We start from the raw sequence: 16,594 nt of genomic DNA on the forward strand, positions 1-16,594 counted from the left end.
GGCGGGTTTTTCTTGTCAGCGATCGACACAACGATCTCGCACCAATGCAGCTGACTGATCAGCGCAACCCCACCGTGCCGTTCGCCGCCTTGACCAGCATGGCCGAGTCGTAGCCCACGCCATCCTTGAACACCAGCACCACGTTCTCGATGTCCTTGATGTTGTTCGCCGGGTTGCCTTTGACCAGCACCATGTCTGCAGCCTTTCCCACTTCGATCGAACCGATGTCCTTGTCGACGCCCATGAAGCGTGCACCGTTCAAACTGGCGATCTGGATGGCCTGCACTGGCGTAAAGCCGGCATCTACCAGCAATTCCACTTCGCGCTGATCGCCATAGCCGGCAATCACTCCGCCATAGCCGGTGGGATCAAGGCCCGCCATCAACGTGCCGCCTGCCTTGACGAAGGCGCGTTCGAAATCCATTTCCAACTGAAACACCTTGGTCCACGGCGAGTCCTTCATCGCGGCAACCCGTTCGCGCGTCTTCAGGTATTCCACGCGAGCTTGCGGCAGCATCGCATCCAGCACCCGCGCATCCTGGGGCGCACGGCCGGGCACCATGGTCTCGAATACCGGCAGCGTGGACGTCACCGCCACATGCCTTGCCACCAGATGCTTGATCAGCCCCTGAATCTCGGTACTGTCCACACTCAATGTGGCCATGTGGGCAACGGCGGCCTTGGTATCGGGGCATACATCCAGTTGCTTGCCGGCGGTGAATTCCGTATCCACAAACAAACCATGTTCGAGGTCGTCGATGCCCAGATCCGCCGCCTCGGTGAAACCGATCGAACACAGGTGACCGGTAACCTTGACGCCCTTCGCATGCGCCGCCGCAATCGCCGCCGACAACTCGGCGCGCGTGATATTCATGTAGGCCTTGAACGAAGTGGCTCCCTCAGCGATCCAGTAGTTCACCGTGTTGCGTGCATCATCCACACCGGTCAGCTCGTGCATCTGCGGCGTAAAGCTGCCCTTACCTTCCAGATACGGACCGGTGGTGTGCATCTTCGGCCCGACCAGCAGCCCGGCATCGATGGCCGTCTTCAGGTCCATGTCGGTATACGGCTCGGTGCTGCCGGTGGTACGAATGGTGGTGACCCCGGCCGCCAGATACAGCTTGGGGAAGCTGGACGCCTGCTCCGGGTACATCGGGTCCGTCGCTGCGGGATTCACCCTCGGCGCCGGATAGAACATGTGATCGTGCATGCCGACCAGGCCGGGGATCAACGTCTGCCCGCTGCCGTCGATCACTGTCGCGTTTTTGGGCAGCTTCACGTGACGCCCGACCGCCTCGATGCGTCCATCACGCAGCAGCACCGTCTGGTCTTCCTTCGCCGCGGTGCCGTTGCCATCGATCACCCGCACATTAGTGATTGCCAGCAGCGGTTGCGCGTGGGCCACATACGCCTGCACCGCTGGCGATAGTGTCGGCATCGCGGCATGGGATGCCGGGGTGAACATCGCACCCGCCAGCGTGAACGAAGCAGCAAACAACGTGCGCGAACAGCCCTTCGGCAAACGATGCATGGTCGACTCCCCTGATGAAAACGTGGCGAGCCCCCGCTCGTCCATCTGGATGAGTATGCGCCGCTGCCTGCACGGTCGGAAGCACGCCAGCGCGGAAAGCTGCCGGTCAGGACAGCCGACTTCGCGTCGAACGAAAACCAGTGCAGCCGCAACCTGCTGCCCGGCCAGCCCCGTTCTGCCAAACTGCCGAACCTGTCCACCCTCAGCGAGCACCGAACCATGCGCCTGCCCCGCAAAATGCTGCTTGTTTCGTTGCTTGTCTGCACGCCGGTACTCGCGCAGGCCGCACCCGCCGAACTCAGCCCGACGCAAGCGACCTCCATCGATCGCTATGTCAACGCAGAGATGGCGCGCGAGCGCATTCCCGGTGCCGAAGTCGGCGTCTACATCGACGGTCATGCGGTGCTGGTGAAAGGCTACGGGCTGGCCAACGTCGAATGGCATGCGCCGGTCACGTCAACCACGCTGATGCAGTCCGGCTCGGTCGGCAAGCAGTTCGCCGCCACCGCGGTGATGATGCTGGTGGAACAAGGCAAGGTTAACCTCGACGACAGCATCACCCAATACTTCACCGATGCGCCGGCGAGCTGGCAGCCGATCAAGCTGAAGAACCTGCTGTCGCATACCTCCGGCCTGTCCGAATACGAGACCGAGGAGCGCATGAAACCCGGCGGTCTGTTCGACATGCGCAAGGACTTCACCGAAGACGAACTGGTGAAGAAGATCGAAACCCTGCCGATCGAATTCAAGCCGGGCGACGACTGGGCCTATCGCAACACCAACTACGCCCTGCTCGGCGTGCTGATCCACAAGGTCACCGGCCAGAACTACCGCGACTACATGCACGATCACATCTTCGCCCCGCTCGGCATGGTCTCCACCCGGGGCATCTCCGACCGCGATGTCATCCCCGGCCGCGCGGCCGGTTACGAAATCGCCGACGGTCAGTTGAACAACCAGACCTGGATATCACCCAGCCTCAACTCCACTGCCGACGGCACGCTCTATTTCAACGTCGTCGATCTGGAGAAGTGGGACCGTGCGCTTTACGGCACCACTCTGCTCAGCCAGAAATCACTGGACACCATGTGGACACCGTTCGTGCTCAACGACGGCAAACCCAACGCCAGCCACTACGGCTTCGGCTGGGTCGATGACAGCATGAACGGGCATCGCATGATCCAGCATTCCGGCTCATGGCAAGGCTTCACCTGCACCATCAACCGCTATGTCGATGACAAGCTCACCGTGGTGGTACTCACCAACCTCGACGCCGGCCACTCCAGCCCCGTCGCCATGGCGCAGGTTATCGCCGGTCTGATCGAACCGGCACTGATGCCGAAGCCGATCCCGCTCATCAAGGACACCCGACCCGCCATCGCCAAACACGCACGCGACGTGCTGCATGGCATGCTGGCCGGCAAGAACATCGCCAGCGAATTCAGCGCCGATGCCGGCTACACCTTCACCCCCACCGACGCCACCGACATGCGCAGCCAGTTGCCAGCGAAGTGGGACACCGCGCCACTGCAGCTGATCAAACGCGCTGAACACGACGGCGCGGTGCGCTCGGTGTATCGCGTGGGGCCGGAAGGCGATACGCGGATCATGCTGGTGGAACTGGATGCGAAGGGGAAGTTGGTGAATCTGGCGGTGAGGGCCGATCCGGATAATCGGTAGTGCGGGATCAGAGGCGCGCGGCGCACTGTCTTTCCAGTGGCCAGCAAGCTTGCTCCCGACACACCATCACTCTCCGGCAGTCAGCCGTGCCCTGCCTGTCGGAAACTCAACCCAGTAATCTTGTGTTCTGCAACAAGCTGCTCCAGTACCGATTTGCCCGCAGAGTTCACATAGATCTTCCCAAGGTTCAACCGATCCTTGAATACCGTCGCGAGACTGGGCACCAAGCCCATGTCAAACACCTCGCGGGCAATCGTTCCCTCGGGACGCCGCTCGGACAAGTTCGCGTCTATGCAGGCAAGCACATTGGTCACGTTGTAGAAGTACTCGGGCTGCCCTTCCACGCTTAGTTCCAGCAACTGACCAAACGGCGCGAGGACAGATCCCAACGCGTCGCGGGCTCGCACACTCATAACCAACGCACCCGGCATGAACGGGCTCAAGTCAGCACGCGGCTTTGGCTTCTTGCGCCCCCTGCCCACCAGCAGCTCCAGCTTCGGACGTGAGCGCCACTTCAACGCCGAACCGTCCCCGCCAAACTTGTCCCACCAACGCAGGTTGTCCTGCTCCGCGGCCGGGATAACGACGCCAGCCACCTCGTTGATCCGATCATTGACGATTTCCCAAACGCTCATGAGCTCATTTCCGGAAGGTAGGGAAAAATACCATTGATGAGCTCCTGCTTGATCGTTCTTAACGCGATACGACCACCACGACGATCCTTCGCGTCGAGTGCTGCAACCGCGCTCAAACGGAACCACACTTCCAAATGATATTGCTCGGTGTGCACAACAGAATGCTTCGTCGTATTCGGCAAACTGGGTACATGAGAGCGCTTCCAACGTGGAAGATAGACGCCATTGTCTACATCATTGATCGCGATGTTCCACCCAAAGATCAGCTTTCGGGCACGATCAGCACCGGCGTCTTTCCGGGCAACAATATGATGGGCCGCGACCTCGGCTGGTCGAGTTTGCCCGGCAGCCAACATATTTCTGGATAGCACAACAGAATGGCGAGCATTCCTACGGGCGTCGACCATGAGCCGCTTTGCAGAAGCCCGAAGTGTCTGGCCGTTATTGTATCGAATCTTGTCTTTCTCCACCTCAATGATCAACTCGTTGACCACAGCGTGACCATTTCCCGCTCGGCAGATCATGCCCGCAGCTATCCGCAAGTCGAGCAAACTCGGATCGACTTGGTCGAAAGGCTTACCCTTTGGTTTCAGCGACATCCTCTATCCCCTTTGCATTCTTCTACTTCGCGCCAGCTAGAACATGCAACGATGTCCGATAGAACATCGCTGGCACAAGCGCTTGCAAGCTTTATTTAAGCTGGAAAGATACGCCCTCGTGCACTACTCCGTCGCATACATCCACGGAAGATTTTGACGCGGCCTAAATGGGGTCATCGCTGACAGGCTGACAGAGGTTTCCTACGCAAGCCGTCTGCACTAATCTGGTAGGAGGGAGAAAACATGGCCTTTTGGTGGGTAAACCACAAGCAGACGCGTGCCCACGAAGTTCGTGGCGGCTACCTGTGGTCGCCCTACCGAAACACCAACGGCGCGTTCAACCAGACCTACGAAAACATGAAGCTCGTGCAGCCGGGCGACGTCGTGTTCTCGTATGCGAACGGCCACATTGGCGCCGTCGGCCGCGTCACCGTCGCCGCTTCGCCCAGCCCCAAGCCGATCGAATTTGGCAATGTCGGCGATTACTGGTCTCACGAAGGCTGGTTGGTCGAGGTCGACTTCAAGGAAGCGCATCGTCCGCTAAGGATGCTCTGATCAATTAAGTTCAAAATGGCCGTCCAGACGGCCGTGCTAAAAATATGGATTGACTACGACGAAAAGGCAGATTGTGAGGCATATCGCCGCCATCGCCGTGCTGGGTTACCCCCAATCGCCTCGATTTCCCGCCTCACAGGCGCACCTCCCCTGCGGACGCTAGCAACGTTCGTCGCACCATCCACAGATTCGATAGCGCGAACAGCGTGAGTATCTGAGCGGTGTTCTTGAGCAAGCCCTTGAAGCGCACCTTCTGATAGCCGAACTGCCGCTTCACCACCCGGAACGGATGCTCCACCTTGGCTCGAACCGCGGCCTTCATGTGCTCGGTGTGCTTGACCGCATCCTTCAACTCGCCCTCGGGCATCGCCTTCACGCTGCCGCGTTTGGCCGCGATATGCCACGTGCGGCCGCGCTTGGGTGCCCGTTTCTCGGCGCCTTGGTAGCCGGCATCGGCATGCACCGTCTTCTCTTGGCCGTGCAGCAACTTGTCCACTTCCGTCACGTCGCCCACGTTGGCAGGTGTCGTGGTTACCGTGTGCACCAGCCCCGATTCCACGTCCACCCCGATGTGCGCTTTCATGCCGAAGTACCACTGCTGGCCCTTCTTCGTCTGGCGCATGTCCGGGTCACGCTGTTTGTCCGCATTCTTGGTCGAGGACGGCGCCTGAATGATCGTGGCATCCACGATCGTGCCCTGGCGTAGCAACAGGCCCTGGCCGCTCAGGTGCGCATTGACCGCTTCGAAGATCTTCACCGCCAGGCCGTGCTGCTCCAGGAAGCGACGGAACTTCAGGATCGTCGACTCGTCCGGAATCGCGTCCTCGTTCAGCTCCAGCCCGGCAAACCGGCGCATGGACTCGATCTCGTACAACGCATCTTCCATCGCTGGATCGCTCAGTGCGTACCACTGCTGCATGAAGTGGATCCGCAGCATCGTCGATGCCGCCATCGGCGGGCGACCGCGACGACCGGAGGTCGGATAGCTCGGTTCGATCAGCGCCAGCAGGTCGGCCCACGGCACGACTTTGTCCATCTCACCCAGAAACCGCTCACGACGTGTCGGCTTCTTCTTGACTTCAAAACTCAACGAGGCGAACGAACGCTGCTTCATCGGCGATGGGCTTCCTGGGGACTGCTGGCTATGATGCCGCAGACGGGGAATAAATCAGAGCATCCCTAAGCCCCAAAGAGCAGATCCAATCGATTGGCCCAATGCTGCCGCAGCGCAACTCGCCCATCCAAAAAAACGGCAACGGCAATCAGGGCTGTTATCTAGCCGGCATCTCCGATGCGCTCGGCCACGTGCTAATGGCATTGCTCGATATCCAGCAAGTGCGCGATGTCGACCAACCGCCCATTTACTTGATCGACCACGAACCCAACGCGCATGTGCTTGACGACATACACCGCATCGAGATCGACCCAGCGATCCCTGAAACCCAACGCCTTCAACTCACCCGCGCACGAGTGGGCCAAGGCTATTTCCGCAAACAGGTCATCCTGCTCGACCCCATATGCCGCGTCACCGGCGTCACCGACACACGTCTACTCATCGCCAGCCACATCAAACCCTGGCGTGAAGCCAGTAACTCCGAACGTCTCAGCGGCTACAACGGATTGCTTCTCTCGCCACACGTCGACGCGTTGTTCGACGAACAGTTCATTACCTTTGAGGACGACGGCCGTATGCACGTTCATCCTTCGCTGTCGCGCGACGTGCTTGATCGGTGGTCGATTGATCCGGATAAGCAGGTGGGTCGATTTCGGTCAGAACAGACATCGTTTCTCGCACATCACCGAGAACTCTTTGTCCGAAAGGCAACGTCCGTCTAGCAACGGAAGATTGTATTTAGACTTCTCCGTCGCGCCTATTGAGACACACGGGCCTCAGCCTTCAAGACGGTCAAACCCTGCAAACACCTAAAAGTATTGCGGTGCTAGCGCGCGGGCCCAGAAATTGGGGCTACTACCGACATGGAAAAGAAGTACGTAATGTCCAATTTCTCCCCCAAGGAACCCGCCATGATTGCGACGCCCAACATTTCGCCTACCGCGTTTTTTAGCAAAGGTAATTGGTCGTCCGAGTAACTCAAACTGGCCTTCAACTTCTACTGCCAGACGCCCTTCGGCAAGTTGCACAACAAAAATCCACAGATCATCCAATTGGCGGGTCTAATCGGACGCACACCCAGCGCGCTAGCGATGAAGCTCGTCAACTTCGCCAGCCTCGACCCATCGATCACCAACACAGGGCGTAAGGGACTAAGCGGCGCATCCGCGCTTGATCGGGAAATTTGGGACGAGTTCCACGCCGATTGGGAACGCCTCACAGTCGAATGCGAAGAGCTGCGCCGATTTCTGCTTCAGGAACACGGGCAGACGACCAGCGTCCCCGACGAAATCGGTAATGAGGTCACACTAACCGACTTCACTGGCGAAACGCGCCTAGCCATCGTCCAGCAACGCGTCAAACAGAACTTCTTCCGCCGCGCCGTGCTCGCAAGCTATCGCCACCGCTGCTGCATTTCCGGTGTGAGCGACTCGCGCCTACTGGTCGCTAGCCATATCGTGGCATGGAGCGCCGACAAAGCTAATCGCCTAAATCCAAGCAACGGGCTGTGCTTATCTGCAATCCACGACAAGGCTTTTGATAGCCACCTGTTCACGCTGAGCAACGACTGGCGCGTCATTCTTTCCGGACGTATCAAAGCCAGCAAAGACACCTTCCTTCGCGAGGTATTCTGGCCAATTGACGGCAAGCAAATCGAGATGCCCGATCGCTTCGCTCCCGACCTGACATTCATAGCGAAACATCGGTGCACCATGCTTGAGTTACATGCTTCCGATTGAGGTCAATTCATGAGCAACGAATACACCTCCACAGACGTATTCTGGGACGGCTGGGGCGTCATACAAAGAGCTGACGGCGAAATGTTCGACTACGAGGAGGTCAAAGACCATTCAATCGAACACGTCTGGACCATCGTTGATACTGGCACTTACGAAGATGAAAACTGGTACGCCATGCCGGGGTTTCATGTCGTCAACAAACTCGGTTACATCATGACCAAACGTGCGTGGACTGCGGATACCCCAGACGCCATCTACTTTCTGCATGAAGACGAGGATGACGGAGAGCGCAACGTTTTCATCTATCAGTACCGTGACGCCTCAAACTACAAGGCTGGCGGCATGTTGCTTCTGTATGGGGCGAGCCGTGAGGTTGAGGAAGACATGATCCGCGAATGTTGTGACGCGGACGGGTGCTTCGTCGCCGAACAAGTCGGAGTGCCGTCATTGTGCGATCAGCTCTACGCTTTTAGTGGCGGGCCAACTGAGGACGATCACGCCTTTCATGAATTTCAGAGCATTCGCGCGGCCACGGCAGAAGAAGCGACTTCACTCCCGTTGTGGGGTGGTTTGCGAGATTTGACATGCCGGTTCCTTCGTACCGGCGGCCATTGGGATTGCTCGTTATCTCCCAACTGTTTCTAGCTCCGCGTAGCAGGCTCGCCCTTCCGCTTGCCTCCATACCGCCTACACCCGCGCCAACGGATACAGCCATCGAGCATGCGTTCGCGTCAGCAACTCCGGCGCCCCGGAATGCTCATTCCACAACGCGCCGCATTGCTTGCAGCGCATCAGGAAACTGGGAGCTTCGGGATTCGCGGCTAGCCGCTCGAAGCGGTCGTAGGGCGCGTGGTAGCCAGATTGGCAATCGGTACAGAGCATGCGGGCCGGAAGTTGAAGGGACGTCGGTCGTGAATCCGCCAACGGCAACGAAGGATTCGGGTGGTGCAGTCTACGCCGCGAGCACGGCCAACTCGATTCTCTCCTCGCAAGTGTGAGGGGTAAAGAAAAGGCCCGCCGAATGGCGGGCCTTTCGTCCCGGCAAGGTGCGAGGCAACTTACCCCATCAACACCCGATTCATCCGCTGCACAAACGCCGCAGGATCGGGCAATTGCGCACCGGCAGAAATCTCCGCCTGCTCCAGCAGCAACGTGGCCAGATCGCGCGCCTTGCCTTCGTCCGTTTCGGTTTCCACGCGCTTGACCAAGGCATGCTGCGGATTGATCTCCAGCGTCGGCTTGGAGTCCGGCATGTCCTGCCCCGCTTCGCGCAGCAGACGAGCCAGATGCGGCGCCATCTCGTAGTCACTCAGGGCAAGGCATGACGGTGAATCAGTCAGGCGCGCCGACACTTTCACTTCGCCGACGCGATCGCCCAGCAGCTCTTTGATCTTCTTCAGCAGCGGCTCGGCTTCCTTGGTCGCCTCTTCCTGCTTCTTCTTGTCAGCCTCGTCCAACGGCACCTCGCCCTTGGCCACGCTCTTGAGCTTCTTGCCTTCGTATTCGCTCAGGCTGCCGATCATCCACTCGTCGATGCGGTCGGACATCAGCAGCACTTCGATGTCCTTGGCCTTGAACGCTTCCAGCTGCGGGCTGCCAAAGGCGGCGGCGTAGCTGTCGGCGGTGATGTACCAGATCGCGTCCTGGCCGACGGCCATGCGGCCGATGTAGTCGTCCAGCGAAACGTTCTGCGCGGTGCCTTCGCCCTTGGTGCTGGCAAAGCGCAGCAGCTTGGCGATGCGCTCGCGGTTGTTGGCGTCTTCGCTGATGCCTTCCTTGAGCGTGTTACCGAAGGCCTTGTAGAAGGTCTGGAATTTCTCGGGTTCGTCGCGGGCCAGCTTCTCGATCAGGTCGAGTACGCGCTTGACGCAGGCGGCCTTGATGCGATCGAGCTGGCGGTTGTGCTGCAAAATTTCGCGGCTGACATTGAGCGGCAGGTCGTCGGCATCGACCACGCCGCGCACGAAGCGCAGGTAGTTCGGCAGCAGTTCTTCGGCGGCGTCCATGATGAAGACGCGCTTGATGTAGAGCTTCAGCCCCTTGCGCTCGTCACGGCCGCCCATCATCAGGTCAAACGGCGGCTGCGACGGCAGGTACAGCAAGGTGGTGAAGCTCTGGCTGCCTTCGACGCGGTTGTGCGTCCACGCCAGCGCGTCGTTGAAGTCGTGGCCGAGCGACTTGTAGAAGCCCTGGTAGTCCTCGTCGCTGATCTCGCTCTTGGGCTTGGCCCACAGCGCGGAGGCGGCGTTGGTACTTTCCCACTCGTCAGTCGGCTTGCCGTCTTTCTCGACCGGCATGCGGATCGGGAAGGCGACGTGGTCGGAATATTTGCGGATCAGCGACTTCAACTGCCAGCCCTTGAGGAATTCGTCCTCGTCGGCTTTCAGGTGCAGGATCACCGAGGTGCCACGCTGGGGCGTGTCGACTTGCTCCAGCGAGTACTCGCCCTTGCCGTCGCTTTCCCACTTCACGCCTTCGCTCTCCGGCGCGTCGGCGCGGCGGGTGATCACGGTGACCTTGTCGGCCACCACGAAGGCGGAGTAGAAGCCCACGCCGAACTGGCCGATCAGTCGCGCATCGGCCTGCTGCTCGCCGGACATCGCTTCGAGGAAGCGCTTGGTGCCGGAGCTGGCGATGGTGCCGATGTTGGCCACCACCTCGTCGCGGGTCATGCCGATGCCGTTGTCGTGCACGGTGACGGTGCGGGCGGTTTCATCCCAGCTCACGTCGATGTGCAGCTCGCTGTCGCCAGCCGACAACGCCGGGTTGGCGATCGACTCGAAGCGCAGTTTGTCGCAGGCATCGGAGGCATTGGAGATCAGCTCGCGCAGGAAGATTTCCTTGTGCGAATACAGCGAGTGGGTGACCAGGTGCAGGACCTGGGCAACTTCGGCTTCGAATTTGCGGGTTTCGGCGGGTGCGTTCATGGGCGAATGTTCCAGACAAAATGACGGTGAAGGTGATTCGTGCCTTGGCTCGCCGCGAGGGCGCGCAAGGCGTTCTTTTTATCCTGCCCCTCTAGATAGGGCCGGAGTGACTGCACTCCAACCCTCCCTTGCTCAGGAAAGATCGGACGAAGTCGCAGATCAGCCGCCGCTTTGCAGCGCGGCAATGCGCTCGTCCAGCGGTGGGTGGCTCATGAACAACTTCTTGAAGCCTTCGGCCAGCGGACCGGAGATGCCGAAAGCGGCAATCGTGTTCGGCAAGGTATTTTCGCCGTGGTTGACCTTGAGCCGCTGCAACGCGGAAATCATCGCGCCGCGACCAGCGAATTTCGCGCCCGCTTGATCGGCGCGAAATTCGCGCCAGCGCGAGAACGCCGCCACGATCATCGAGGCGAACAGGCCGAACACCACCTGCAACACCATCACCACGACGAAGTAGCCGATGCCGCCGCCACTGCGATTGTCACTGCGGCCACCGCTCATCCAGCTATCGACCGCCTGACCGACGAGGCGCGCGGCCAGAATCACCAGCGTATTCAACACGCCCTGAATCAGCGTCAGCGTGACCATGTCGCCGTTGGCCACATGGCCGATCTCGTGACCGAGCACGGCGGTGACCTGCTCGCGATCCATCTGTTGCAGCAGACCGGAGCTGACCGCGACCAGCGAGCTGTTCTTGGTCATGCCGGTGGCGAAGGCATTCATTTCGGGTGCGTCGTAGATCGCGACTTCAGGCATGCCGATGCCGGCGTTCTGCGCGTGGCGACGCACGGTGTCGACCAGCCAGCGCTCGGTTTCGTTCTGCGGCTGGGTGATCACCCGCGCACCGGTCGACCACTTGGCGATCATCTTGGACATCGCCAGCGAGATGAACGCACCGCCCATGCCAAACACCGCGGCGAAGGCCAGCAGGCCACCCATGCCGCCATAGCCACGCGCAGCCGCCATCTGATCGATGCCGAAGATGCGGCAGACGATGCTCAACAACAGCAGAACGGCAAGGTTGGTGCCGAGGAATAACGCGATACGACGCATGGCTGTCTCTCGTAATGGCAGTCATGAAAGGGACTGGGGCTGGTTCGGAATTCGGGGCGGGAGCACAGGCTTTCAAGTGCCGGGCGCGGGCATTTACCATGCACCGATGAATTACCGCGGCCGCTTCGCTCCCACGCCCACCGGGCACCTGCACTTCGGCTCGCTGGTTGCCGCGGTCGGCAGTTGGTTGTGCGCGCACGATGCCCGCGGGCAATGGCTGGTGCGAATCGAAGACACCGACCCGCCACGCGAGGTGGCCGGTTCGGCGGCCAGCATCCTGGCGGCGCTGCCGGCGTTCGGGCTGGTCGCCGACGAGCCGGCGCTGTTCCAGTCCACCCGACTGGGCGCGTATGCCGCGATCCTCGAACAATTACGCGGCAGCGACTGGCTGTTTCCCTGCTGGTGCAGCCGCAGCGACCTGGCGCGTGGCGATGGCCTTCACCGTGACAGCCACTGTGTAGCCCCGCCACAACCCAATCACCCACCGGCCTGGCGCTTGCGCGTACCCGACCAGGTCATTGAGTTCGAGGACGCGCTGCAAGGAATGCAACGCCAGAATCTGCGCGACGAAGTGGGCGACTTCGTGTTGTGCCGCGCCGACGGTCTGTACAGCTATCAACTGGCCTGCGTGGTGGATGACGCCGCCCAGGGCATCACCGACGTGGTGCGCGGGTTGGACCTGATCGACTCCACCGCACGGCAAATCTGGTTGCAACGCTGCCTTGGCCTGCCCACGCCGCGCTACCTGCATCTGCCACTGGCCCTGGGCGACGATGGCCACAAGCTGTCGAAATCCAATCAGGCATTTCCGATCGACCCGACGGACCCGACACCAGCGTTGCGCCGCGCGCTGACCTTCCTGCAACTGCCGCTACCAGACGCCGCATGCGGCGTGAGCGAGCTACTGCAGCACGCACTGGCGCATTTCGATCCGGCAAATTTGCCGCATTGCAGCGGTCACTCTGTCGCCTGAACGGCTATAACTAGGGGACGCGTCGATGCACCGGCCCGGCAGCTGAAACAGGTGCCCGGCCCGTTTCGACGCGACCGACTTTTGCCCCACCCGAACAGGAGATTCAAGGACATGACTCAGCGTACGGCACTGGTTACAGGCGGCACCGGCGGCATCGGCAGCGCAATCGTTCGCCACCTCGCCAGGCAGGGCCATCGCGTGGCCAGCAATTTCCGAGACGCGGACAAGGCCGAAGCCTGGCGCAAGGCCATGGCCGCCGAAGGCATCGAGGTCTGTCTGGTCTCCGGCGATGTCTCCGATCCGGAAGCGTGCGCGGCGATGGTGAGCGAAATCGAGGCCAAGTGCGGACCGATCGATATTCTGGTCAACAACGCTGGCATCACGCGCGACACCACTTTCCACAAGATGAGCTACCTGCAGTGGATCGACGTGGTGAACACCAACTTGAATGCCTGCTTCAACGTCACCCGACCGGTCATCGAAGGCATGCGCACGCGCAAGTGGGGACGCATTGTTCAGATCAGCTCGATCAACGGCCAGAAGGGCCAGTACGGTCAGGCCAACTATGCCGCGGCCAAGGCCGGCATGCACGGCTTCACCATCTCGCTGGCACAGGAAAACGCGAAGTTCGGCATCACCGTGAACACCGTCTCACCGGGCTACGTCGCCACCGACATGGTGATGGCCGTACCGGAGGAAGTACGCGCGAAGATCGAAGCGCAAATCCCGATTGGCCGTCTGGGCAAGCCGGAAGAAATCGCCCATGCCGTGGCCTTCCTCACCGGTGAGGAAACCGCCTGGATGACCGGTGCCAACCTCGCGATCAACGGCGGGCAGTACATGGGCTGGTGACGTCCACCTCAATCTCGTGGGGCGTGCACTACCCGCCGGCTTTTGCGTCGAATCGACCGAGAGCGGCGGGCATTGCCCGCTCTACGTCACGTCATTTGTCCTGTCCAGCAGCTTCTCCAGCACCTTGCCGACTGCCGCAAAGGCGAACGCGCCGGTGATATGGGTTGCCGCACCCAGGCCGCCGCCACAGGTCAGGTTCATCGAATCGCCGCCCGGTGGGCGCGTGCCGCAGACGGTACCGTCCGGTTGCGGGTATTGCACGTTCTGCAGCGAATAGACGGCTGAAACACCGAAGTAGCGACTGGGGTTGCGCGGGAAGTTGAAATCCGTGCGGAGTTTTTTGCGGATCAGGCTGAACATCGCGTCATGCTCGGTACGCGACAGGTCGCGCACGCAAATCTGGGTGGAATCGGTGCGACCACCGGCCGATCCCACGCTGACAATCGGCAACTTGCGCCGACGGCACCAGGCGATGGTCTCCAACTTCACCCGGAACGCATCGCAGGCATCCAGCACCACGTCGTAGCCGCGATCAAGCAGCTCGTCCAGCGTGGAGGTGGTGAGAAAACGCTCGATCGCCTCCAGTCGGATCGTCGGATTGATCGCATGGGCACGCGCCGCCATCACGCCCACCTTGGTCTTGCCGTACTCGCCATCCAGCGCGTGCAGTTGGCGATTGGTGTTGGATACGCAGATTTCGTCCGCGTCGATCAAGGTCAGCCGCCCCACGCCGCTGCGCGCCAACGCCTCGACCGCCCACGAACCCACACCGCCGATGCCGATCACGCACACATGCGCCTGCGCCAGCCGGGCCACACTGCCGTTGCCGTACAGGCGCTCAACGCCGGCAAAACGTTCGGCCGGAAAAGTGGACTCGCTCACAGTGCGGCGCGGCGGGTAATGGTGAATGGTTCGTTGTGCTTCACGGAGCGGCCTGCTGAAGAGTAATGGGCCATTTTATCGTGCCTGCGTGGCCGCGTGTCTTTGCCGCGGGTTATCCTGTGGTCTTCCCCATCCATGCACGGAGTTCCCTGATGCGCGTAGCCCTGATGATCCTGCTTGGACTGGTGATTGGCGTTATCGGTACCGCCAACGTGATGAATGCGCTGAGCGCACGCAACCCGATGCCGAAAGCGGTGATGGCAACCATGGACTATCACGCCAGCGTACTGAAGAACGCGTTGAAGACACAGCAATGTGACCCGGTGAAGATCCAGCAGCATCTCGCCCGACTGCAGTCCACCGCCACCGACATCGTGCCGGTGTTCCAGGTGGGCGAAAAGGACTTCACTGATCACGCGAACCAGTTGAGCGACCGACTGCAGCAGGCCGTGCAGTCCGCGCCAGCAACTTGTGCGGCATTGGCGGCAGCGATGAAGCCGATTGGCGAATCCTGCAAGAGCTGCCACCAGCAATATCGCTGAGACGTCACACGCCCGCGCCACGAACGCAGCCATACCGGCCGGGCGGGCACGGCCCGCCGACTTTTACATCGGATACGGCAGCGGGAGCGGCGGGCAGTGCCAGCCCTGCGAACGATCGCCGTGACCGGGAAAACCCGTTTCGTGACGAGCCGGGAAGCGGGCACAACAGCATCAAAAACGGATCTTGCCCCGCAACATTTGCCCGTACATCACCCAATCACCCGCCAGACTGTATAGCGGATGCTGGAACGTGGCCGGCCGGTTCTTCTCGAACGCGAAGTGGCCGACCCAGGCGAAGCCATAGCCGATCAGCGGCATCAACCACAGCCAGCGCAACTGTCCGCTCAACGCGGCAAGCACGATCACCGCGAGCACCAGCGTGCTGCCGATGAAATGCAGGCGGCGACACGTGCGATTGCTGTGTTCTTGCAGATAGAACGGATAGAACTCGGTAAAGCTGGCGTAGCTGGACATGACGGCACCCCAAGCGTGAATGAGCCGATTCTGCCGCATCTACCGTAGGGCGGGCACTGCCCGCCCTACGGAGGCGAGTACGACTCAATGCAGGAGCGCACCTTGTGCGCCCAACTCTTCCGTCACCTGACGAAGAGCATCGCGCACAGGTCGCGCTGCTACTGCGGTAGCGGGATGAATTCGTGGTCGTCGCCCGGCACGCTGGGAAAACGACCCTCGGCCCAATCCAGCTTGGCCTGCTCGATCCGCTCGCGGCTGCTGGCCACGAAGTTCCACCACAGGTGGCGCTCGCCATCCAGCGGTGCGCCGCCGAACAGGATCACCCGGCTCGCTTCGCGTGCGCGCAGCGACGGCGCTTCGTCGCCAGCCTGCACCGCCATCTGCTGCTTGCCGATATCCAGCTCGCCCCAAGTCACGGCGCCGTCGATCACGTGCACGCCGCGCTCGCTGTGCTCACTCGGCATGGCCAGCTCGGCACCCGCCTGCAGGTTCACCTCCAGCATGAACATCGGCGCAAACACCTTCACCGGGGAACGCTGCCCATAGGCATTACCGGCGATCAACACGCCGTCGACACCGGGCTGGCTGATTCGCGGCAAGGCCTCGCCATCGTGATGATGAAATTCGGGCTCAACTTCGGCATCGCTCTGCGGCAGTGCCACCCAGACCTGAATACCGTGCAGCGACTGGCCACTCTCGCGCACCTCCGGCGGCGTGCGCTCCGAATGCGTAATGCCCCGTCCGGCAGTCATCCAGTTGACCTCACCGGCACGGATATCGGCCAGGCTGCCGAGGCTGTCGCGATGGCGGATCGCGCCATCGAACAGCCAGGTTACCGTGGCCAGCCCGATATGCGGATGCGGGCGCACGTCCATGCCCTTGCCCGGCAAAAATTTCACCGGCCCCATGTGATCGAAGAACACGAACGGACCGACATGCCGCGCCTGCAACGCCGGCAGCATGCGGCGTACGACAAAGCCGTCACCGAGGTCATGCTCCCTGACGTTGGCAATCAGCTGGGGACGATTTTCCATGCGA

General features: G+C 60.9%; 17 protein-coding genes. 8 read left to right on the plus strand and 9 right to left on the minus strand.

Features of this window, described 5'->3' with window-relative positions; genetic code table 11:
• Positions 1-58: 58 nt before the first annotated feature.
• Entirely contained in the window at positions 59-1,531 is a 1,473-nt protein-coding gene (locus tag PY254_RS14160) for an amidohydrolase family protein (protein WP_281012683.1), read from the minus strand.
• 219 nt (positions 1,532-1,750) lie between these two features.
• Here PY254_RS14160 and PY254_RS14165 point away from each other — a divergent pair, with 219 nt between their 5' ends.
• Positions 1,751-3,211: a serine hydrolase domain-containing protein gene (locus tag PY254_RS14165; RefSeq protein WP_281012684.1), complete on the plus strand. Its 1,461-nt coding sequence runs from the start codon at positions 1,751-1,753 to the stop codon at positions 3,209-3,211.
• An 80-nt stretch (positions 3,212-3,291) separates the two neighbouring features.
• Here PY254_RS14165 and PY254_RS14170 read toward each other — a convergent pair whose 3' ends face one another.
• Both PY254_RS14170 and PY254_RS14175 read right to left on the minus strand, forming a co-directional pair.
• Entirely contained in the window at positions 3,292-3,846 is a 555-nt protein-coding gene (locus PY254_RS14170) for a hypothetical protein (RefSeq protein WP_281012685.1), read from the minus strand.
• Positions 3,843-4,445: an AHH domain-containing protein gene (locus tag PY254_RS14175; RefSeq protein WP_281012686.1), complete on the minus strand. Its 603-nt coding sequence runs from the start codon at positions 4,443-4,445 to the stop codon at positions 3,843-3,845. Before PY254_RS14175 ends, PY254_RS14170 begins: the two co-directional genes overlap by 4 nt.
• 243 nt (positions 4,446-4,688) lie before the next feature.
• Between PY254_RS14175 and PY254_RS14180 the strand changes: the two genes are divergently transcribed.
• On the plus strand, positions 4,689-5,000 hold the full coding sequence (locus PY254_RS14180; protein WP_281012687.1) for a hypothetical protein: 312 nt from the start codon (positions 4,689-4,691) through the stop codon (positions 4,998-5,000).
• 133 nt (positions 5,001-5,133) lie between these two features.
• Here PY254_RS14180 and PY254_RS14185 read toward each other — a convergent pair whose 3' ends face one another.
• Positions 5,134-6,114 (minus strand): IS5 family transposase, encoded by a 981-nt coding sequence (locus tag PY254_RS14185; RefSeq protein WP_281012220.1) that lies wholly within the window; start codon positions 6,112-6,114, stop codon positions 5,134-5,136.
• Positions 6,115-6,215: 101 nt separating this feature from the next.
• Here PY254_RS14185 and PY254_RS14190 point away from each other — a divergent pair, with 101 nt between their 5' ends.
• From PY254_RS14190 to PY254_RS14200, 3 genes are all read left to right on the plus strand, one after another.
• Positions 6,216-6,836 (plus strand): HNH endonuclease, encoded by a 621-nt coding sequence (locus PY254_RS14190; RefSeq protein ID WP_281012688.1) that lies wholly within the window; start codon positions 6,216-6,218, stop codon positions 6,834-6,836.
• Positions 6,837-7,205: 369 nt separating this feature from the next.
• Positions 7,206-7,853, plus strand: a complete 648-nt coding sequence (locus tag PY254_RS14195; RefSeq protein ID WP_281012689.1) for an HNH endonuclease — start codon at positions 7,206-7,208, stop codon at positions 7,851-7,853.
• 9 nt (positions 7,854-7,862) lie between these two features.
• The gene (locus PY254_RS14200) at positions 7,863-8,498 is read left to right on the plus strand and encodes a hypothetical protein (protein WP_281012690.1); all 636 of its coding nucleotides are present in this window, start codon (positions 7,863-7,865) and stop codon (positions 8,496-8,498) included.
• Positions 8,499-8,911: 413 nt separating this feature from the next.
• Here the strand turns inward: PY254_RS14200 and htpG are convergent, their stop codons facing one another.
• Positions 8,912-10,780: a molecular chaperone HtpG gene (gene htpG, locus PY254_RS14205; protein WP_281012691.1), complete on the minus strand. Its 1,869-nt coding sequence runs from the start codon at positions 10,778-10,780 to the stop codon at positions 8,912-8,914.
• Between the two features lie 159 nt (positions 10,781-10,939).
• The gene (gene htpX / locus PY254_RS14210) at positions 10,940-11,833 is read right to left on the minus strand and encodes a protease HtpX (RefSeq protein ID WP_281012692.1); all 894 of its coding nucleotides are present in this window, start codon (positions 11,831-11,833) and stop codon (positions 10,940-10,942) included.
• 106 nt (positions 11,834-11,939) lie between these two features.
• Here htpX and gluQRS point away from each other — a divergent pair, with 106 nt between their 5' ends.
• Complete coding sequence (gene gluQRS / locus PY254_RS14215) at positions 11,940-12,806, plus strand: tRNA glutamyl-Q(34) synthetase GluQRS (RefSeq protein WP_281012693.1); 867 nt, start codon at positions 11,940-11,942, stop codon at positions 12,804-12,806.
• 111 nt (positions 12,807-12,917) lie between these two features.
• Entirely contained in the window at positions 12,918-13,658 is a 741-nt protein-coding gene (locus tag PY254_RS14220) for a beta-ketoacyl-ACP reductase (RefSeq protein ID WP_281012694.1), read from the plus strand.
• Between the two features lie 81 nt (positions 13,659-13,739).
• On the opposite strand, the gene PY254_RS14225 is transcribed toward PY254_RS14220, so the two are convergent.
• Positions 13,740-14,540: a tRNA threonylcarbamoyladenosine dehydratase gene (locus tag PY254_RS14225; protein ID WP_281012695.1), complete on the minus strand. Its 801-nt coding sequence runs from the start codon at positions 14,538-14,540 to the stop codon at positions 13,740-13,742.
• A gap of 152 nt (positions 14,541-14,692) precedes the next feature.
• Here PY254_RS14225 and PY254_RS14230 point away from each other — a divergent pair, with 152 nt between their 5' ends.
• Complete coding sequence (locus PY254_RS14230) at positions 14,693-15,082, plus strand: cytochrome c (RefSeq protein WP_281012696.1); 390 nt, start codon at positions 14,693-14,695, stop codon at positions 15,080-15,082.
• A gap of 171 nt (positions 15,083-15,253) precedes the next feature.
• Here the strand turns inward: PY254_RS14230 and PY254_RS14235 are convergent, their stop codons facing one another.
• Both PY254_RS14235 and PY254_RS14240 read right to left on the minus strand, forming a co-directional pair.
• Positions 15,254-15,556 (minus strand): Mpo1-like protein, encoded by a 303-nt coding sequence (locus tag PY254_RS14235; RefSeq protein WP_281012697.1) that lies wholly within the window; start codon positions 15,554-15,556, stop codon positions 15,254-15,256.
• Between the two features lie 158 nt (positions 15,557-15,714).
• Entirely contained in the window at positions 15,715-16,590 is an 876-nt protein-coding gene (locus tag PY254_RS14240) for a pirin family protein (RefSeq protein WP_281012698.1), read from the minus strand.
• Between the last annotated feature and the right edge of the window lie 4 nt (positions 16,591-16,594).

The sequence above is a fragment of the Rhodanobacter sp. AS-Z3 genome, from assembly GCF_029224025.1.
Taxonomy (GTDB): Bacteria; Pseudomonadota; Gammaproteobacteria; order Xanthomonadales; family Rhodanobacteraceae; genus Rhodanobacter.

Bases quoted from the DNA above. Each gene is read 5' to 3' on its own strand.
- PY254_RS14160 (WP_281012683.1), bottom strand. From the start codon at position 1,531: ATGCATCGTTTGCCGAAGGGCTGTTCGCGCACGTTGTTTGCTGCTTCG.
- PY254_RS14165 (WP_281012684.1), top strand. From the start codon at position 1,751: ATGCGCCTGCCCCGCAAAATGCTGCTTGTTTCGTTGCTTGTCTGCACG.
- PY254_RS14170 (WP_281012685.1), bottom strand. From the start codon at position 3,846: ATGAGCGTTTGGGAAATCGTCAATGATCGGATCAACGAGGTGGCTGGC.
- PY254_RS14175 (WP_281012686.1), bottom strand. From the start codon at position 4,445: ATGTCGCTGAAACCAAAGGGTAAGCCTTTCGACCAAGTCGATCCGAGT.
- PY254_RS14180 (WP_281012687.1), top strand. From the start codon at position 4,689: ATGGCCTTTTGGTGGGTAAACCACAAGCAGACGCGTGCCCACGAAGTT.
- PY254_RS14185 (WP_281012220.1), bottom strand. From the start codon at position 6,114: ATGAAGCAGCGTTCGTTCGCCTCGTTGAGTTTTGAAGTCAAGAAGAAG.
- PY254_RS14190 (WP_281012688.1), top strand. From the start codon at position 6,216: ATGCTGCCGCAGCGCAACTCGCCCATCCAAAAAAACGGCAACGGCAAT.
- PY254_RS14195 (WP_281012689.1), top strand. From the start codon at position 7,206: ATGAAGCTCGTCAACTTCGCCAGCCTCGACCCATCGATCACCAACACA.
- PY254_RS14200 (WP_281012690.1), top strand. From the start codon at position 7,863: ATGAGCAACGAATACACCTCCACAGACGTATTCTGGGACGGCTGGGGC.
- htpG (WP_281012691.1), bottom strand. From the start codon at position 10,780: ATGAACGCACCCGCCGAAACCCGCAAATTCGAAGCCGAAGTTGCCCAG.
- htpX (WP_281012692.1), bottom strand. From the start codon at position 11,833: ATGCGTCGTATCGCGTTATTCCTCGGCACCAACCTTGCCGTTCTGCTG.
- gluQRS (WP_281012693.1), top strand. From the start codon at position 11,940: ATGAATTACCGCGGCCGCTTCGCTCCCACGCCCACCGGGCACCTGCAC.
- PY254_RS14220 (WP_281012694.1), top strand. From the start codon at position 12,918: ATGACTCAGCGTACGGCACTGGTTACAGGCGGCACCGGCGGCATCGGC.
- PY254_RS14230 (WP_281012696.1), top strand. From the start codon at position 14,693: ATGCGCGTAGCCCTGATGATCCTGCTTGGACTGGTGATTGGCGTTATC.
- PY254_RS14235 (WP_281012697.1), bottom strand. From the start codon at position 15,556: ATGTCCAGCTACGCCAGCTTTACCGAGTTCTATCCGTTCTATCTGCAA.
- PY254_RS14240 (WP_281012698.1), bottom strand. From the start codon at position 16,590: ATGGAAAATCGTCCCCAGCTGATTGCCAACGTCAGGGAGCATGACCTC.